This is a genomic window from Streptomyces sp. NPDC104367, assembly GCF_055583825.1.
Genome location: NZ_JBVJND010000015.1, coordinates 108,840 through 127,366 on the forward strand (window position 1 = coordinate 108,840; position 18,527 = coordinate 127,366).

Here is an 18,527-nt window from a genome sequence, read left to right on the forward strand (position 1 = left end):
CCGGTGATCGCTTCGTAGCGTAGACGCCGGCCGGGAGCGGGCGGGGTGGTCAGTAGCGCAGTACGCCGGCGATGCCGTCGGCGTCGCCCAGGGTGCCGTCCGGGAGGAAGCGGACGTCGGCGCCGGTCTCCAGGCACTGTTCGACGATCTCGTCCACGATGTCGTCGCGGGCGTCGAGGTCGCCGGTCAGCGCCGGGATCAGGTGGTCGCCGTCGTCGCGGACCGTGGTGCGGTAGTTCTCCTCCACGGCGAGGAGGCGGACGCGGCCCTCGCGGGCGTTCTGCCAGACCTCGTCGACACCGGCCGCGAACGTCTTGTGGCCGCGCGCGGATTCGAGTTCCCGGGAGACCGTCGAGGTGGTCCGGCGGGACTCGGCCTCCAGATGCGGCCGGATCGCCTGCCACACGGCATCCGGCCCGCCGTGCGCGAGACCGCCGTGCCGCACGGGGATGCTGTTCCGGGCGACGTTGCCGAGTTCGTCCCACAGGGCCAGGGCCGCCTGTTCGCCGGTGACGTAGAGCGGCCGGGGATCGGCGCGCAGCAGCGCGGCCATCGTGGCGTCCGCGTCGCGCAGGAAGCGCTTGGTGCCCTCGTCGCGGAAGGTGCTGGGGACGTCGCCGATCTGTTCCTGGCGTTCGGAGTCGAAGTTCTCCTGGTCGCGGCGGAGCGGGAACCCGCCGGCCTCGCTCGGGGTGACCCGGTCGACCCCGCCGTTCCACAGCGTGATGCGGTCGGCCGAGACCGACAGCACCCAGAACGGCCGTTCGGCGGCGTGCGCGGAGACCAGGTTGCGGGTGAGGAAGGTGTCCGCGAGCACCACGCGTTCGGGCACGCTGCGGGCCAGCGACCACACCTGGTGCTCACCGGGCGCGGCGAAGATCACCAGGCCGTCCTCGGCATGGGCGAGATCGACCTCGGCGAGCGCGCGGTCGAGCTGGTCGACGACTTCGGAACGCCGCTCCCGGGTGATCGCGGGATCGGACTCCAGCTGCTTCTTCGCCTCGGCCACGACATTGCGCAGCCGGACGGGATCCTGGGCGTTGTCGGGCTCGCGGCGGTGCGTCGGCGTCAGCACGGAGACGGCGGGGTAGGGACGCGGGCGGCGCAGCTCGGCAAGGGTCGTGGGACTCAGTGCGTGCTCCATACCAGCACCATAGGGCCGATTCGCGATTGCGGCATTTGGGGTAATCGACGCCGTGCCGGTCGTGAGGTGTGCTCCGTGCCTCGGCCGCGGCCCGCCGTCCGGTGACGGCGGAGGGCGTGGACGGTTACCGTACCCGCCAGTAACCGGATCGCGCCCCAGGAGGCCCCCATGCCGCAGCTCGAAGTCGACGGAGCGGTGCTGGCGTACGACGACGAGGGGCCCCGGGACGGCGCCGCCGCACCGCTGGTGTTCCTCCACGGCTGGACCGCCGACCGGCACCGCTGGGACCACCAGGTGGCCCACTTCTCCCCGCACCGCCGGGTGATCCGCCTCGACCTGCGCGGCCACGGCGAGAGCACCGGGGCCGGGGTGGGGACGGTCGCCGAGCTGGCCCGGGACGTCGTCGCCCTCCTCGACCACCTGGAGGTGGAGCGCTTCGTCCCCGTCGGGCACTCCATGGGCGGCATGATCGCCCAGACCCTCGCGCTCGCCCACCCCGGGCGGGTCGAGCGGATGGTCCTGGTCGACTCCATCGCCCGGATGACGTACAGCCGCGGCCGCGGGCTGCTGATGGCGGCCTCGACCCTGGTGCCGTTCAGGCTGTTCGTCGCCGCCAACATCCAGCGCGCCTTCGCGCCCGGACACCCCCGCGAGGAGGTCCGGGAGTACGTCCGCGCCTCCGCCGCCACCCCGCGCGAGGTCGTCATGACCCTGTACGGCGCCATGCGCGCCTTCGACGTCCTCGACCGCGTCGGCGAGATCACCGCGCCCACGCTGATGGTGCACGGCTACCACGACGTCCAGTTGCCGGTACGGCAGATGCTGCGGATGGCCAAGGCCTACCCGGACGCGGAGGTCCGCATCGTCGACGCCGGCCATGAGCTGCCGGTGGAGCGGCCGGCCGAGCTGACGGCGGCCGTGGACCGGTTCGTGACCGCGAAGCCGTAGCGCGGGCGGCGGTGCCGACGGCGGCCCGGCCGGGGAAAGCCGGGCCGCCGGTTTGCTTGGTGAACTTTTTGCTGTTGGCCGGTTCCGGGCGGGCGGCGCCGCCGTGCGGCGGGTGCGCGGCCCTCGTTAGGGCAAAGCGCGGCCGAAAGGGTGGGGGGAGGGCGGCCGCCCGTGTTACGGCCAGGTTGACCGGCCCGGACCCGCGGCGCACGCTCGTTATATAGGTGCCAAGTACAAGTGGTTCGCTCGGGCAATCGTCTTCCCGGTGAAAGCGCAGGTGGCGTCCGTGCCCGGCCGACCGGCAGCAGGAGGTAACGCATGTGTGGCATCACCGGCTGGGTCTCCTTCGACCGTGACCTCACCACCGAGACGCGCACATTGGATGCAATGACGGAGACCATGGCCTGCCGCGGCCCCGACGACCGGGGCGTCTGGACCGAGGGGCCCGCCGCCCTGGGACACCGCCGGCTCGCGATCATCGACCTGCCCGGCGGCCGCCAGCCCATGACCGTCCGGACCCCGCACGGCACCGTCGCCATGGTCTACTCCGGCGAGGCCTACAACTTCACCGAACTGCGCCGTGAACTGACCGACCGCGGCCACGAGTTCACCACCGACTCGGACACCGAGGCGGTGCTGCGCGGCTATGTGGAGTGGGGCGACGCCGTCGCCGAGCGGCTCAACGGCATGTACGCCTTCGCCGTCTGGGACGGCCGCCACGACAAGCTCGTGATGATCCGCGACCGCATGGGCATCAAGCCCTTCTACCTGTACCCGACCCCCGACGGCGTCCTGTTCGGCTCCGAACCGAAGGCGATCCTGGCCAACCCGCTGGTCCGCCCCCGGGTCGGCCTGGACGGACTGCGCGAGCTGTTCACCCTGGTCAAGACCCCCGGACACGCCGTCTGGGAGGGCATGCGCGAGGTCGAGCCCGGCACCGTCGTCACCGTCGACCGCGACGGTCTGCGCACCCGGGTCTACTGGCGGCTGGAGACCCGCCCGCACCCCGACGACCGCGACACCACCGTCGCCACCGTCCGCGAACTCCTCGACGACATCGTGCGCCGCCAGCTGGTCGCCGACGTGCCCCGCTGCACCCTGCTCTCCGGCGGCCTCGACTCCTCCGCCATGACCGCACTGGCCGCCCGGCAGCTCGGCGCGCACGGCGAGAAGGTCCGCAGCTTCGCCGTCGACTTCGTCGGCCAGGCCGACAACTTCGTCGCCGACGAACTGCGCGGCACCCCCGACACGCCCTTCGTGCACGACGTGGCCCGCCTCGCCCGCACCGACCACCAGGACATCGTCCTGGACGCGGGCAGCCTCGCCGACCCGGCGATCCGCGAGCGGGTCATCCGGGCCCGCGACCTGCCGGCCGGCTTCGGGGACATGGACTCCTCCCTCCTGCTGCTCTTCCGGGCCGTGCGCGACCAGTCCACCGTCGCGCTCTCCGGCGAGTCCGCCGACGAGGTGTTCGGCGGCTACCTCCAGTTCTTCGACGAGGGCGCCCGCACCGCCGAGACCTTCCCCTGGCTGTTCCGGTTGGCCCAGCACTTCGGTGACGACTCCGACGTCCTGCGCGCCGACCTCACCAAGACCCTGGACCTGGAGTCGTACGTCGGCGACTCCTACCGCTCCGCCGTCACCGGCATCCAGCGCCTCGACGGCGAGAGCGACCTCGAACACCGGATGCGCCGCATGAGCCACCTGCACCTCACCCGCTTCGTCCGCGCCCTGCTCGACCGCAAGGACCGGATGAGCATGGCCGTCGGCCTGGAGGTCCGGGTGCCGTTCTGCGACCACCGGCTCGTCGAGTACGTCTACAACGCCCCCTGGGCCCTCAAGTCCTTCGACGGCCGGGAGAAGACCCTGCTGCGCGAGGCCACCCGGGACGTGCTCCCGCGGTCCGTGTACGACCGGGTCAAGAGCCCCTACCCGTCCACCCAGGACCCGGCGTACGGCAGGGCCCTCCAGGACCAGGTCAGGGACCTGCTGGCCCGGCCCGACCACCGGGTCTTCGACCTCGTCGACCGCGAGAAGGTGCAACGTGCCGCGGGGCGGACCGACCTGACCGCCCAGGCCGCCCGGCGCGGTCTGGAACGCACCCTCGACCTGGCCCACTGGATCGACCTCTACAACCCGGAGCTCACCCTCTCCTGAGCCCTCACCCCGACGACCCGGTGACGGCGCTCCAGCCCCCGCCGTCGCGCGGGCAGGAACTGCCGTCGGCCGGCAGGTCGCCGTAGAGCAGGAAGTCGTCGACCTTGCGGTGCACGCACTTGGAGGACGTGTACCCGGTGTGGCCGTCGCCCTTGTTGTCCAGCACCACGGCCGACGGCCCGAGCCGCTTCGCCGTCTCGACGGTCCAGCGGTACGGCGTCGCCGGGTCGCCGCGCGTGCCCACGAGCAGCATCCGCGCGGAGGACACGTTCTTCACCTCGTCCCGGATGAAGTCCGTACCGCGCGGCCGGCCGTAGCAGAGCAGCACCTGGGTGAGCCGGAACCTGCCGAAGACCGGGGACGCCCGCTGGTACTCCTCGGCCAGCCGCGCCACGTCCCGGGTGAGCTGCCCGGCGCTCGGCCGGTCCGGGTCGTCGGCGCAGTCGACCGCCATCAACGCCGCCGACAGGTTGTCCACGGGGATGTCCCCGGAGTCGACCAGCCCGCCGCCGCCCTTGTCCTTCCGGACCACCGGGAGGGCGTAGCCGCCGGACGCGAAGTTCTGCACCCCCCGGGTGTCACCGTCCTCGGTCAGCGTGGCCAGCGCCCGCTCCAGCAGCGGCCACAGCTCCTTGCTGTACAGCCCCTGCCCGACGGCGGCCACCAGGTCCTGACCGGAGAAGTCGCCGCCGAACTCGGACGGCACCGGGTTCTCGTCGAGCGAGCGCACCAGCCGTACGACGGCCTCCCCGGCCTTGCGCCGGTCCTGCCCGAACGGACACGCGAGGTCGGTGACGCACCAGTCCAGGAAGTCGTCCAGCGCCGTCTGCTGCCCCTGGGCGCCCGCCACCCCCTGCTCGGCCAGCGACTCGGTCAGCGTGTCCACCCCGTCCAGGACCATCCGGCCCACCTTGTCCGGGAACTGCGCCGCGTACACCGCGCCCAGTCTGGTGCCGTACGAGAAGCCCAGGTAGTTCAGCTTGTCGTCGCCGAGCGCCTGACGGACGACGTCCAGGTCCCGGGAGGCGTTCACGGTGCCTATGTGCGCCAGCACGGGGCCCGAGTTCTCGGTGCACCGCACCGTCAGCTGCCGCAGCAGTCTCAGCAGCGCCTGGGGGTGGGCGGCGTCCGGCACCTTCTCCGTGCCGCCGTCGTCCGAGGGGTCCCCGGTGTCCTCGCCGCAGCTGACGGGGGAGGAGCGGCCGACCCCGCGCGGGTCGAAGCCGACCACGTCGTAGCCGTTGGTCAGGCTCATGAAGTCCTTGCCGGACTGTCCGAGCCCGCTGACGCCCGAGCCGCCCGGGCCGCCGAAGTTCAGCAGCACCGAGCCCCGTGACGGGCCGGTCGCCCGGTAGCGGGACAGCGCCAGGTCGAGGGTGCCGCCGGCCGGTTTCGCGTAGTCGAGCGGGACGGTGACCCTGCCGCACTGCATGTCCTTGGGCAGCTCCGTGTCCTCGCACGCCGTCCAGCGGACCTTCTGCCGGTAGAACCGGGCCAGGTCGGGCTCGGAGCGCCCGTCGCCCGCCGCGGCGGCCCCGGGCAGGCCCGCGCCGATCAGTGCCAGCGCGACGGCTCCGGCGCCGGCGCAGCGCCGCAGGCCGGGCCGGGTACGGGGCATGGCCGGCATCGAGGGCCTCCAGGGACGCTCCGTGACGGACCGGGAACAGGACTTTCGCTCACCATAAGCGGGTCCCGCGGCCCACGCCTCCCGGCGGACGGGCCGCTGCGGGGGCCGCATTCCGCACGCGATCACCTGCTTCGGACCCCTTGTGCACCTTTGCCACCGGTTCGATATCGGTGTCACTCGATGGGGTGAAAGAGAGATAAGCCATAACTCTGCCGGTTCGTCTGCGTTTTAACCGGTGCGGGCGAGCGCCCGCAATCTTGTCTGGAAGGCAGGGAACCTATGAGACGGGTTACCCGAAACGGTGTGATCGCCGTCGCCGCCGCCTCCGGTGCGATGGCCATGACGGTCCCGGCCTGGGCCGACGCGGGCGCGGACGGCGTCGCGGCCGGCTCGCCCGGGGTGGTCTCCGGCAACGGCATCCAGTTGCCGGTCCACCTCCCGGTGAGCGTGTGCGGCAACACCGTGAACGTGGTGGGGCTGCTGAACCCGGCGGCCGGCAACACCTGCGCGAACACCGGCGGCGGCGCGCACGCCGCGCCCGGCGGTTCGGCCTCGTCCGGCGGGGCGTCCGCGCGGGGCACCGAGCAGGGCTCGCCCGGGCTGGTCTCCGGCAACGGCATCCAGTTGCCGGTCGACCTCCCGGTGAACGTCAGCGGCAACAGCGTGGACGTGGTCGGCATCCTCAACCCGGTCCTCGGCAACACCGCGGTGAACACCTCCGTCGACCACCCGAGCACGCCGGAGATCCCCACCCCGCGGCCGCCCGTCTCGGAGCCGCCCGTCGCCGAGCCGCCCGCCCCGACGAAGCACTACCCGGACCCGAAGCCCGTGGTGCCGCCGGCCGCGACCACCCTGGCCCACACGGGGACGGACCTGGCCGGTCCGGCCGCCGCGGCCAGTGCGGCGCTCCTGATCAGCGGGGCCGCGCTGTACCGGCGCTACCGCCCGGACCGCAGGGGCTGACCCGCCGGCTGCCGGCCCCGCGGTCTGCCGCCGGGGCGGGCCGACGCGGCGCGTGACGAGGCGGACCCCACCGGCCCCCGCCCGGTGAGGTCCGCCTCGTCATGCCCGGACCTCGTCATGCCCGGACCTCGTCATGCCCGGACCTCGTCCTGCCCGGGCCTGGTGCGGCGATGCGGCCGGACCCAATACGACCGGACCCGGTGCGGCCGGCCGGTCCGCCTGCGGGTCCCGCGGAACCGGACGGTGGCCTGATCCCGGTGTGGTGGGCCGGCCGGTGGTCGGGAAGGATGCCGCGGGCGCGGTGCCGGTCACCGCGCCGTTCGTCCGGCCCCACCACGGAATGGAGCGCACCGATGGCCTCTCCGGCACCCGAGGACCTCGTCGTCACCCGGGCCACGCTCGACGACTGGACGGTGGTCCGCGCCTGGGCGGCGGACGAGGGCTGGAATCCGGGGCTGTCGGACGCCCCGGCCTTCTTCGCCCAGGACCCCGAGGGGTTCTTCCTCGGCCGCGTCGACGGGCAACCGGTCTCGGCCGTCTCCGTCGTCAACCACGGCGCCGACCACGCCTTCCTCGGCTTCTACCTGGTCCGGCCCGACCTGCGTGGCCACGGCCACGGCCTCACCACCTGGAAGACCGCCCTGGCCCACGCCGGCGACCGCACGGTCGGCCTGGACGGCGTGGTCGCCCAGCAGGAGAACTACCGCCGGTCCGGCTTCGAACTCGCCTACCGCACGGTCCGGTTCACCGGCGCGGTCCCGGCCGGCGCCCACCCCGAGCGGGTCCGCCCCGCGCACGCCGCCGACCTGGCGGCGGTCACCGCCTACGACAGCGTCTGCCACCCGGCGGACCGGCCGCGCTTCGTGGCCGCGTGGCTCACCGGCCCCGGACACCGGGCGTTCGTCCGCCATGACGGCGACCGCCTCACCGGCTACGGCGTGATCCGTCCCGGCCACGACGTGCCGCGCATCGGCCCTCTCTTCGCCGACACCGCCGAGGACGCCCGCGCCCTGTTCGCCGCCCTCACCGCCGAGGCGGCCGGCGGCCCCGTCGCCATCGACGTGCCGGAGACCAGCCCGGCGGGCGTCGCCCTCGCCGAAGAGGCAGGTTTCACCGCCTCGTTCGAGACCGCCCGCATGTACACGGGCCCGGTCCGCGACCACGCCCGGGACCGGATCTTCGGCGTCACCACGCTCGAACTCGGCTGAGCCGCCGCGCCGGAAAACGCGTTGCCGGGGCCGCGTCCGGATGCTTGAGTGCGCGGATGGATCGACAGGCGGTGCTCGCTCGCTACGACCGTGACGTGCGCGAGGGCGCCCGGCCCGACGGCCCCGGCGCCCGTGTCGAACGGGCCGGGGCGGTGGTGCGCCAGGTCGCGGACGACGACGGGTGGAACGGCGTCCTGTGGACGGACCTGGACGGGACGACCGCGGACCGCGCGATCGCCGAGCAGATCGGCTGCTTCACCGGACTGGGCCGCCGCACGTTCGAGTGGAAGCTCTACGGCCACGACCTGCCGTCGGACCTGGGCGCGCGGCTGGCCGCGGCCGGGTTCGTGCCCGAGCCGCCCGAGACCCTCATGGTCGCCGAGGTCGGCGCGGTGGCCCTCGACGCCGTGCTCCCCGAGGGGGTCCGGGTGGTGCCCGCCACGGACGCGGCGGGCGTCGGGCTCGTGGTGGAGGTCCACGAGAAGGCCTTCGGCACGGACGGTTCGGGGCTGCGGCACCGGCTGCTCGCGCGGCTGGCCGAGCGGCCCGGCACCGCGGTCGCCGTCGTGGCCCTGGCCGGGGACGAGCCGGTGAGCTCGGCCCGCCTGGAACTCGTGCCCGGGACGCCGTTCGCCGGACTGTGGGGCGGCGGCACGGTGGCGCGGTGGCGGGGGCGCGGGCTCTACCGCGCCCTGGTCGCTCACCGCGCGCGTGTCGCCGCGGCCCACGGTTGCCGGTATCTCCAGGTGGACGCCTCGTCCATGAGCCGGCCGATCCTCGGCCGGCTCGGTTTCCACGCGCTGACCACGACCACGCCGTACGTGTACGCGGGCTGAGCGCCCCGCGCCGACGTCACCGGCGCGACCTCGTCCGGTCCAGGGCCGCCACCCCGACCGCCGCCAGGGCGATCTGGATGAACCACTCGATCCAGTCCGGGCCCTTGGTGTCGGCCACCCCGAAGCCCGCCGCGATCGCCGAGCCCAGCAGTGCCGCCACGATGCCGACGACGATGGTCAGCAGCAGGCCGATGTGCTGCCGGCCGGGAACGACCAGGCGCCCCAGGACGCCGATGACGAGCCCGATGATGATGGCGCTGATGATGCCCGAGATCTCCATGTCCGCCCCTCCTCGTGTGAATCCCGCTGCTGTGCAATCTGCCCGCTGAATCCGGAGCCAGTCCCCTCCCGTTGTTTACGGCGGTTTTCTGTTCACCGATCCGACATGCCATGTACCTTTCAAAGAGTCAACGCGTGTAGAAATCTCGACCAGGTTCTACGCGCGCAGAGTTGGCGCCCGCCGCACCGCCTCTACCCCACCCCTCATGGAGGTTCGCCGGATGCTTGGATCCAGCAGATCCCGCCACAGACTCACCACCGCCCTGGCCGGACTCGGACTGCTCCTGACCGGGGCCGCTCTCCAGGTCGGCACCGCGGCCGCGCCCGCCCACGCGGCCACCACCTACCGCGTCCTGTTCGACGACGGCCACGCCGAGGAAGCCGGCAACGCGGACTGGATCATCTCCACCAGCAAGCCCGATCCGCTCTCCGAGGACTCCTCCCCGTCGTCCGAGACGGACTGGACCGGCGCCCTCTCCTCCTGGGGCGTCGACCTGCAGAAGACGGGCAGCTACAGCCTGAAGACCGCCACCAGCGCGCTGACGTACGGCGGTTCGTCGACGACCGACCTGTCGAACTTCGACGCGCTGGTCCTGCCCGAGCCCAACACGCTGTTCACGACCGCAGAGAAGACCGCGATCATGAACTTCGTGAACAACGGCGGCGGACTGTTCATGATCTCCGACCACACCGGCGCCGACCGCAACAGCGACGGTGAGGACGCGGTCGAGATCCTCAACGACCTGATGACGAACAACAGCGTCGACTCGACCGACCCGTTCGGGTTCTCGATCGACTCGCTCGACATCAGCTCCGGCTACCCGGCCGCGATCAGCGACAGCAGCGACCCGGTGCTCAACGGCGCCTACGGCACGGTCACCAAGAGCCTGATCGCCGACGGCACCACCGCAACCCTCACGCCCGCCGACAACTCCAACGTCAAGGGCCTGGTGTACCGCAGCGGTTACTCCGGCAACACCGGAGCCTTCTTCCTCACCAGCACCTTCGGCAGCGGCCGCGTCGCCTTCTGGGGCGACAGCTCCCCGATCGACGACGGCACCGGCCAGTCCGGCAACACGCTGTACGACGGATGGAACGACAGCGGCGCCACCAACGCGGCCCTCGCCCTCAACGCCACCGCCTGGCTCACCGGCGCGAGCAGCGGCAGCAGCGGTGGCGGCGGTGGCGGGTCCGGCACCTGCACCGCCGCCCAGCTCCTCGGCAACAACGGCTTCGAGTCGGGCAGCACCACCTGGAGCGCCACCAGCGGCGTCATCACCAACTCCAGCAGCGAGTCCGCCCGTACCGGCTCGTACTACGCCTGGCTGGACGGCTACGGCTCCTCGCACACCGACACGCTCTCCCAGTCGGTGACGATCCCGTCCGGCTGCACCACCGCCGCCCTGAGCTTCTACCTGCACATCGACACGGCGGAGACCACCACCAGCACGGCGTACGACACGCTCAAGGTCCAGGTCCTCAACAGCTCCGGCACCGTGCTGAGCACTCTGGCGACCTACTCCAACCTCAACGCGGCCAGCGGCTACACCCAGCGCAGCTTCAGCCTGGCGAGCTACGCGGGCCAGACCGTGACGCTCAAGTTCACCGGCGCCGAGGGATCCACCCTGCAGACGTCGTTCGTCCTCGACGACACGGCTCTCAACGTGAGTTGAACCGAGGTGTCGGGGCCCGGCCGGAGTCCCCGGCCGGGCCCCGTCCGTTCAGCGCGCCGGGAACGTCCGCTCCTGCGCGTTCCAGCCCGAGACCCGCACCTGGGGGGCCGAGCCGTGCAGGTCGGCCGTGCGGTAGGTGGCCGTCAGGGTCGCCGTCTCACCCGGCCAGAGGCTGACCTGGTTGTCCGACCAGCGCACCGGCAGCACCGGCCGGCCGTCGGCGTCCACGAGATGGACGTCGGTCAGCAGGGACGGGGTCCCGCCCGTGCCCGTGTCGCGGACCGTGACGGTGGTGGTCGACGTGCCCCCCGAGTCCCTCGTGGACGCCGTCGCCGTGACCGGGACCCGGTCCATGGACGACAGTCCGGTGAGGTCCGCGTAGCCCGTCGTGGGGGTGTAGTACCAGTCGGTCCTCGCCCAGTCGAGGGTGTCGGCCTTGGCGGACAGCCAGTAGACGTTGCGGCTCACCTCCCGGCCGTCGGCGTCGGTGAGGACCAGCCGGGCCAGGTAGGTGGACGGCAGCCCGCTCACCGACGCCGGCAGCGTGAGCGCGGTGGTGTGCGCCCCCTCGCCCCCGACCGAGACACCGCTGACGGTCCGGTCGTACCTCTGGGTGCCGTCGGGGTCGAACAGGGTGGCCCGGACGGTGAGTCCGGAGGCCGGTGCCGGCCGGTTGCCGACCACCTCGACCGAGCCGTTGTCGTACGAGTACTGGACGTGCAGGGGCTCGTTGGCCTTCTTCGCGCCGAAGTAGGCGCCGCCCTGGTCGAGGTAACGGTCCATCAGCTGCCAGTGCAGGGAGGTCCAGCCGCTGTTGAACATCCAGTAGACGATCCCGGTCGAGGGCTTCGAGGCGTCGGTCTGGTTGCGCCCGTACGCCTCGTACTGCGCCCGGACGTTCTCGTACTGGGCGAGCTGGGCCTTGCGGACGTAGTCGGTCAGGCTCGTGGGGGCGCCGTAGCGGCCGGTGAGCGCGGCGTCGTAGAGCTTCAGGGTGCCGAAGGTCGCGGACGGCGAGCGGTGGTACTGCTTGGCGTCCGGGTTCTTCCAGAGGGTGTCGAGTTCGGCCGGGGTCATCATCCGGCGCAGGGTGTCGAGGGTGGGGATGTCCGGGCCCGCGCTGGTCTCGGAGTTGAAGCCGGTGGCGCCGCCCTCGCGCTTGGCGTACCAGTAGCCCGGCGGGACCCAGTCGTAGGGGCCGCTCATCTTCATGCCCGAACCGCCCAGCTGCGGCGCCGACTTGTCCGAGGCGGCGGGGACCACCGGGACGGCCCAGTCGGCGGCGTTCAGGGCGTCCAGGTAGTTCTTCTCGATCTTCGCGTCGGGTGCGGCGTCGCTGCCGACCAGGAAGGAGACGACGCTCGGGTGGTCACGCAGCCGGGCGGCCTCGGCGGCCATCGAGGCCTGGGCGACCCGGTAGTCGGCGGCGGTCCACTTCTCCCCGCTGCCTTCGCTGTTGACCTGCCCCTCCCACTTGTCGCAGCACTCCCAGCCGGGCAGGGTGAGGACGCCCAGGCGGTCGGCGAGCCCGAAGAACTCGTCGGGCTCGATGTGGCCTTCCAGCCGGATGGTGTTCAGGCCCAGGTCGAGGGCGTACCTCAGGCGGTCCTCGGCGTAGGCGCGGTCCCAGCGCAGGAACTCGTCCGGTGACCAGCCGCCGCCCTTGACGAGCAGCCGGCGGCCGTTGACCGAGTACTGGCGGGCGCCGTCGGAGTTCAGCGGGGCGCGGACGTCCCGGATGCCGAAGTCCTCGTGGGCGGTGTCCGAGACCGTGCCGGCGACGGACACGGTGAGGTCGAGAGCGTAGAGCGGCTGGCCGCCCATGCCCGCCGGCCACCACACCCTGGGGGAGTCCAGGTGCAGACCGGGGGTGTCGGCGGGGGTGAGGACGACGCTCCTGGTCTCGTGGGCGGCGAGCGTGACCGACCTGGTGAGTGCGACCCCGGCGACGGTGCCGGAGACCTCGGCGGTGACCGGCGCGTCCGAGTCGTTGCGGACCTGCGCCTTCACGGTCAGGTCGGCCGTCGCGAGGGAGGGCACCGCGAGCTTCGTCACCACGTGCGCGTCGCGCAGCGCCACCGGGCCGCCGCGCCGGACCAGGACGTCACGGACGATGCCCATGTTCTGGTCGGGCGGCGGCTGGAGCCAGTCGAGCCAGCCCATGGTGAGGTTCTTGTTCGGGTCGTTGGGCCGGATGCGGAAGGCCACCGTGTTCGTGCCGGCCGTCACCAGGGAGGTGACGTCCAGTTCGTGGTGGGTGTAGGCGCCGGTGACCTCGTCGGTGGTGGCGACCCGGTGGCCGTTGACGTACACGTCGGCGGCCGAGATCACCCCGCTGAAGTCCAGGTAGGTGCGCCGGGAGGGATCGGCGACCGTGAAGTCGCCGCGGTACCACCAGGGCACCTGGAAGAGCGACTTGGGGATCTTCTGGAGGTTGGTGGAGACGAACGGGTCGTCGTACACGCCGTCGGCGAGCAGCGCGGCCAGGACCGTGGAGCGGGGCCCCGCCGGATACCAGCCCTTCGCCGGGTAGCCCGGGGAGGAGATTTCCGCCGCGGTGTCGCCCACCTCGGCCGTCGAGCGGATCGCGAAGCCCGCCAGGGGAGTGGCGGAGCCCGCGGCGGACGGCACCCGGGTGATCCTGGGGTGGCCGTGCGAGGGTGGCTCGGGCGTGGCCCCGGCCGGCTTCCTGGCGCCGGCCCAGGCGCTCGTGTTCAGTGAGCAGAGCAGGCCGAGGGCCACGGTGGCCGTGGCGAGGCGCCGTCCGGGGGCGGGGCGAGGGAACACGGTGGTCTCCAGCCTCGTAAAGTTAGGAAACTTTACTAACCCGACTCAAGCTAGGATTCCGCTGACGGTGTGTCAAACATGCTGGCCTCCGAGCGAGTTGGCGTCGCCCTGGGCGGAGGGCGGCCGGTCGGCGCTCGAACACCAGGTCAGGGGCGGTGTCGAGGCCCGAGGCCACCGCGCCGAGCGCGACCGCTTCCTCGCCCGGCCGGGCGCCGGCTCCGGGAGCGGCGGCAGGCCGAGGCCGTGGCCGGCCCCCGCCGCCGCGCACCACCTGGTCGGGATCGAGCACGGCCGCGGCCTGCGTCGCGTACCGGCCGCACCGCGACATCGCCGGCCGCCATCGGGCCGTTCTCGCGGACCCCCGTCGCATACTTGACGCCTCTGGTGGGGCTCCTCGGCTTTGCCGGCCGTCCCGCCCTGCCGGCCGACACCCCGCCTCTCCTCGCCCTCTCGCCCCCTTCCCGCGTCAGGAGCCCAGCCATGACCGGTAGCCCGGGTAGTCCCCTCGGACCCGGTGGTCCGCCGTCCGAGGGCGGCTTCGTCCGGCGCGTGGGCCTGTTCCAGGCCACCGCGATCAACATGAGCCAGATGTGCGGCATCGGTCCGTTCGTGACCATCCCGCTGATGGTCGGCGCGTTCGGCGGCCCGCAGGCGGTGCTCGGCTTCGTCGCGGGCGCGCTGCTCGCACTCTGCGACGGCCTCGTCTGGGCCGAGCTGGGCGCCGCGATGCCCGGCTCCGGCGGCAGTTACGTCTACCTGCGCCAGGCCTTCCAGTACCGCACCGGGCGCCTGATGCCGTTCCTGTTCGTCTGGACGGCGATGCTCTTCATCCCGCTGATCATGTCCACCGGAGTGGTCGGCTTCGTCCAGTACCTCGGCTATCTCGCCCCCGGACTCGGCCGGACCTCCGGCGACCTGATCGGGCTCGGGATCATCGCCCTGGCGGTGCTCCTGCTCTGGCGCGGCATCGAGCACATCGCCCGGATCACCGCCGTCATGTGGACGGTGATGATCGCCTCGGTGCTGCTGGTGATCGCCGCCGCGGCCGGCGGCTTCAGCCCGCACCTGGCCTTCACCTACCCGGCGCACGCCTTCGACCCGACGAGCGGCCACTTCTGGCCCGGCTTCGCCGCGGGCCTGACCATCGGCATCTACGACTACCTCGGCTACAACACCACCGCGTACATGGGCGCCGAGATCAAGGAACCCGGCCGGGTCCTGCCGCGCTCCGTCCTCTTCTCGATCCTCGGCATCATGGTGATCTACCTGCTGCTCCAGATCGGCACCCTCGGCGTCGTCGACTGGCACCGGATGACCGACCCGGCCGACATCGCCTCGACGTCGGTGGCCTCGGCGGTGCTGGAGGAGACCTGGGGCAGGGGGGCCGCCGACACGGTCACCGTCCTGATCCTGATCACGGCCTTCGCCTCCGTCTTCACCGGCCTGCTCGGCGGCTCCCGGGTGCCCTGCGACGCGGCCCGCGACCGGGTCTTCTTCCGCCCCTACGAGAAGCTCCACCCCAGGCACCGGTTCCCGACGCTGGGGCTCGCGACCATGGGGGTCGTCACCGCGGTCGGCTTCCTGATCGGCCGCCACACCGATCTCGCCACGCTCATCCAGCTGCTCACCACGGTGATGGTGATCGTGCAGGCGCTGGCCCAGATCGTGGCGCTCACGGTGCTGCGCCGCCGGCAGCCGGGCCTGGAGCGGCCGTACCGGATGTGGCTCTACCCGCTGCCGGGCATCGTGGCCTTCGCCGGCTGGTGCGTGATCTACGGCTACGCCGACAGGAACTCCCCGGGCCGCCGTCCCGTCGAGTGGTCCCTGGCCTGGCTCGTCCTCGGCTGCGCGGCGTTCCTGGTCTGGGCGCGCCTGGAGAAGGTGTGGCCGTTCGGCCCGAAGGAGATCGACGAGCAGTACCTGCGGTCCGAACAGCCGGTCGCGGTGTAGCCCCCCTCTCCGCCGGCCTGCCGTTCCGTCCGACGGCGACGGGGCCGGTCCGTCGCCGGACCGGCCCCGTGTCCTCCCTTCGAGGGGGCGCTCGCTCGGTGCGGCTACGGCGTCACTACGGCGTGGGGGACCGCTTGGCCGCCGAGCCGGCGCACACCAGGCCCAGGCAGAGGGCCAGCGCACCGATGATGATGTTGTTGAGGACGACCCCTCTGTCGGGGCTGGTGCCGACGATCCAGGGGGCGATGATCATCCAGATGCCCATCGCGCACATGGCCCAGCTCAGGCCGTACATGCGCTCCGGGGCCCGGGTGAATCCCAGGGCCAGCAGGCCTATCGCTATGCCCATGATCAGGTTGTGGGTCATCAGCGCGGGCTGGCTCGCCGAGTAGTGGAGGATCCACGGGGACGCCGCGCAGTACAGACCGAGCAGGAACACCGGTCCGTCCACGAGAGCCACATCACGGCCGCCGAGCATGCGGTCGTAACGCTCCCGCATCTCGGAGACATCGGGGTGGCTCGTTATGTCACTTCGGCCGTGCGAGACGTTGGCCATGACTCGTCTCCTTTGACGTGAGGCCTGACCGCGGCTGATGTGCGGTTTGCGCCGCTTATCAGCATTCTGCCCTTATTTCCTGCTTATGTGTAGCTCTCGGCGTGTCCAGGTCGAGTCCGTTCCGACGGCTTCGGCATGTCCGCGTCGATCCGGGGCAGCCGCACGGTACGGCGGACATCGACGCGGGAGGTGACGGGCCGTATGGGCGCGAGGGTGCTGGAGCGATTTCCCGCCGGGGCTCCCCGGGGGTCGTGGCCTGCCGAGGAGTACGCGGCGCGGTGCCGGGCCGAGGGCGAGCCCGCGACCGTGGTGATGGACCTGAGGACGGACGCCTTCCTGGTCGTCGTCCCGGGCGCCGACGACGACTGACCGCCCGGGCCCGCCGGTCGGCCGGGCGGCGGCTGCCCGGCCCAACTGGCCTTGCCCCGTTCGCCGTACCGCGCCCCCGGGCTCCGGGCGAGCGGCGGGACGAGCGGCCAGGAGCGGACCTCCGGCTCACCGGGCGGGGCGGAGCGGGGGAACGGCGTCGGCAGGGCGTGCAGCCCTTTGGCGGTGAGGCGGTACGGACCGGCCCGTGCGCGGCGCGTCGGGGAGCGGTGAGCCGGGCGCCGTCGCCGCCGTGCCGAGGTCGCCCACCGGACCCGTCCCGGTCCCGCCCGGACCCGTCTGCCCGGCGGGCGGGCCGTTCGCGGCCCGGCGCGGCAGGGGGAGGACGCGGCGGCGGCTCCTCATCCGGTCGTTCATGAGCACCACCCGGCGTCGCAGAAGGCGGGGCTGACAGTTCGTGGGGCGAGGTGGTAGTACGGGACACGGTCCGCGCAGGGGGGCGGTGCCGGCGAGACGGGGGTGGACCGAGGTGTCCTCGCGCTTACGGGCGTCGGCCCGGCTGATCACGGTGGTTGCGGTCGTCGCGGGCTATGTCGCGCTGCACCTGGCGATCAGCGCGGGCCTGGCTTCGCGGGCCTGCGACCGCTTCCGGGACGCCCCGGCACGGGCCGCCGCGTTCACCGCCGCGCTGGACCGGTATGCCGCCGGGGAGGTGTCCGCGCGTGTGGGGATCCGCGCGGGCGACACGTGGTTCAAGGAGAACGCACCGTCGGGAGCGAGCCGCTCCGCGGTCTCCTCCGCCACCGGTGACGTCGAGAAGGGGCGGCTCTCCCTCGCCCGCGAGCGGGTCGAGGGACTGACGGGGGACGTCGAACGGGACCGCGCGCGGCTCGACCGCGAACGCGGCTCGGCGCGTGCGACCGCGCTGGCCTGGGCGGTGCCCGCCGTGCTCCTGCTCGGGCCGGCGCTGTGGCTGAAGCGCCGGCGCCGGTCGGGCGCCGCGGAGATCGTCGGTGTGGTCAGCAGGTTCGCCCCGCCTCAGCCGTGGTGGCGGCGTCCGGTGTTCCTGCTGGCCAGTGACGCCGGATACGTGCTGTTCGCGGCAGGCGTCCTCGCCATCAGCCTGGCGCAGCGACAGGGCTACGAGATGCCGCCGATGGCGTTCATGTCGGTGCTGGTCGGTGGTCTGGCCGCGCTGGGGGCCGGGGCCCTCATCCTGCGCCACACCCGGCCGCGCTCGGCGCGGGGCGCGGCCCAGGCCCTGCTGGCCGACGGCCGCCAACCCGTTCTCTACCTGCGCAGCTTCGCCGACGACGACACCGCGGCCCAGATCGACGACTCGACGGCGTACGCCGGCATCCACTCGCGGGAGGAGCAGTTCGCCGGTGCCCTGGGCACCGTCGGCCCTGTGATCACGGTGGGCAGGCCCGGGGAGCCGTTGCCGCAGTTGGGGGCGGCGCGGTTCTACCTGCCGCTCGACAACTGGCAGCCCACGGTGCTGCGGCTGATGGAACTGTCCCAACTCATCGTGCTGCGACTGGGCCTTGGCGACGGGCTGTGGTGGGAGGTCCAGCAGGCTCGTGCCACCCAACCGGCGAGGAAGCTCGTCCTGCTGGCACCGAGCGGGCTGCCGGAGGTGGTCGAGCGGTTGGAGGAGTACCTGCCGACCCCGTCTCAGCTGGACGGAGCGGCCGGTACCGATCCCTGGACCGCCGCCGTCATCACCTTCGGTCCCGACTGGACGCCCCTGGTGCACCCGGTGGGTCCTGTGCCCCGTGCCAAGATCTCGCGAGGCTCGCTCGTGCGCCGCGGCTTCCGCGTCATGAAGGACACCCTGGGACCGACGGCGAACTTCGCCTCGCCCGCCTACCACCTGGCTCGCGCCCTGAAGGCCGCCCTGGCGTCCGTGGGGATCCGTAGACGGACGATGGTCTGGAGGTCCGGCCTCGCCGTGCAGGCATCGTTGGGCAGAGGCGCCGCTCTGGTCACGGCCCTGGCCCTGCTGGCCTTCCTGGTCTTCCGGGCGCTGGAACTGTTCGCCCCCGGGTAGCGTCAATTTTGAGGACGGTCCC

14 protein-coding genes are annotated in these 18,527 nt (G+C 72.5%); 9 read left to right on the forward strand and 5 right to left on the reverse strand.

Annotation, left to right across the window (positions count from 1 at the left end):
• Positions 1 to 49: 49 nt before the first annotated feature.
• Positions 50 to 1,144, reverse strand: a complete 1,095-nt coding sequence (locus ACZ619_RS23300; protein ID WP_469602011.1) for a baeRF3 domain-containing protein — start codon at positions 1,142 to 1,144, stop codon at positions 50 to 52.
• A 168-nt stretch (positions 1,145 to 1,312) separates the two neighbouring features.
• Between ACZ619_RS23300 and ACZ619_RS23305 the strand changes: the two genes are divergently transcribed.
• Both ACZ619_RS23305 and asnB read left to right on the forward strand, forming a co-directional pair.
• Entirely contained in the window at positions 1,313 to 2,092 is a 780-nt protein-coding gene (locus ACZ619_RS23305) for an alpha/beta fold hydrolase (RefSeq protein WP_469602014.1), read from the forward strand.
• Positions 2,093 to 2,410: 318 nt separating this feature from the next.
• Positions 2,411 to 4,249, forward strand: coding sequence for an asparagine synthase (glutamine-hydrolyzing) (gene asnB, locus ACZ619_RS23310; RefSeq protein WP_469602017.1), 1,839 nt, complete (start codon positions 2,411 to 2,413; stop codon positions 4,247 to 4,249).
• A 4-nt stretch (positions 4,250 to 4,253) separates the two neighbouring features.
• Here the strand turns inward: asnB and ACZ619_RS23315 are convergent, their stop codons facing one another.
• Entirely contained in the window at positions 4,254 to 5,876 is a 1,623-nt protein-coding gene (locus tag ACZ619_RS23315) for an alpha/beta hydrolase (protein WP_469602020.1), read from the reverse strand.
• A 303-nt stretch (positions 5,877 to 6,179) separates the two neighbouring features.
• On the opposite strand from ACZ619_RS23315, the gene ACZ619_RS23320 reads away from it, so the two are divergent.
• The 3 genes from ACZ619_RS23320 (at position 6,180) to ACZ619_RS23330 (ending at position 8,883) form a co-directional block, all read left to right on the forward strand.
• Positions 6,180 to 6,839, forward strand: a complete 660-nt coding sequence (locus ACZ619_RS23320) for a chaplin (protein ID WP_469602023.1) — start codon at positions 6,180 to 6,182, stop codon at positions 6,837 to 6,839.
• Between the two features lie 353 nt (positions 6,840 to 7,192).
• Positions 7,193 to 8,047 carry a GNAT family N-acetyltransferase gene (locus ACZ619_RS23325; protein ID WP_469602025.1) on the forward strand — a complete coding sequence of 285 codons (855 nt, stop codon included), beginning with the start codon at positions 7,193 to 7,195 and terminating at the stop codon, positions 8,045 to 8,047.
• A gap of 56 nt (positions 8,048 to 8,103) precedes the next feature.
• Complete coding sequence (locus ACZ619_RS23330) at positions 8,104 to 8,883, forward strand: GNAT family N-acetyltransferase (RefSeq protein WP_469602028.1); 780 nt, start codon at positions 8,104 to 8,106, stop codon at positions 8,881 to 8,883.
• A 16-nt stretch (positions 8,884 to 8,899) separates the two neighbouring features.
• Here the strand turns inward: ACZ619_RS23330 and ACZ619_RS23335 are convergent, their stop codons facing one another.
• A complete protein-coding gene (locus ACZ619_RS23335; RefSeq protein ID WP_469602031.1) occupies positions 8,900 to 9,163 on the reverse strand; it encodes a GlsB/YeaQ/YmgE family stress response membrane protein in 264 nt (87 codons plus the stop codon).
• Positions 9,164 to 9,383: 220 nt separating this feature from the next.
• On the opposite strand from ACZ619_RS23335, the gene ACZ619_RS23340 reads away from it, so the two are divergent.
• The gene (locus ACZ619_RS23340; protein ID WP_469602033.1) at positions 9,384 to 10,835 is read left to right on the forward strand and encodes a hydrolase; all 1,452 of its coding nucleotides are present in this window, start codon (positions 9,384 to 9,386) and stop codon (positions 10,833 to 10,835) included.
• Between the two features lie 48 nt (positions 10,836 to 10,883).
• Here ACZ619_RS23340 and ACZ619_RS23345 read toward each other — a convergent pair whose 3' ends face one another.
• Positions 10,884 to 13,622 (reverse strand): glycoside hydrolase family 2 protein, encoded by a 2,739-nt coding sequence (locus ACZ619_RS23345; RefSeq protein WP_469602035.1) that lies wholly within the window; start codon positions 13,620 to 13,622, stop codon positions 10,884 to 10,886.
• A gap of 480 nt (positions 13,623 to 14,102) precedes the next feature.
• Here ACZ619_RS23345 and ACZ619_RS23350 point away from each other — a divergent pair, with 480 nt between their 5' ends.
• On the forward strand, positions 14,103 to 15,572 hold the full coding sequence (locus ACZ619_RS23350) for an APC family permease (RefSeq protein WP_469602038.1): 1,470 nt from the start codon (positions 14,103 to 14,105) through the stop codon (positions 15,570 to 15,572).
• 115 nt (positions 15,573 to 15,687) lie between these two features.
• On the opposite strand, the gene ACZ619_RS23355 is transcribed toward ACZ619_RS23350, so the two are convergent.
• Positions 15,688 to 16,128: an SPW repeat protein gene (locus ACZ619_RS23355; RefSeq protein WP_469602041.1), complete on the reverse strand. Its 441-nt coding sequence runs from the start codon at positions 16,126 to 16,128 to the stop codon at positions 15,688 to 15,690.
• Between the two features lie 135 nt (positions 16,129 to 16,263).
• On the opposite strand from ACZ619_RS23355, the gene ACZ619_RS23360 reads away from it, so the two are divergent.
• Both ACZ619_RS23360 and ACZ619_RS23365 read left to right on the forward strand, forming a co-directional pair.
• Positions 16,264 to 16,497 (forward strand): hypothetical protein, encoded by a 234-nt coding sequence (locus tag ACZ619_RS23360; RefSeq protein ID WP_469602293.1) that lies wholly within the window; start codon positions 16,264 to 16,266, stop codon positions 16,495 to 16,497.
• Positions 16,498 to 16,984: 487 nt separating this feature from the next.
• On the forward strand, positions 16,985 to 18,505 hold the full coding sequence (locus tag ACZ619_RS23365; protein WP_469602044.1) for a transferase: 1,521 nt from the start codon (positions 16,985 to 16,987) through the stop codon (positions 18,503 to 18,505).
• Positions 18,506 to 18,527 lie beyond the last annotated feature (22 nt).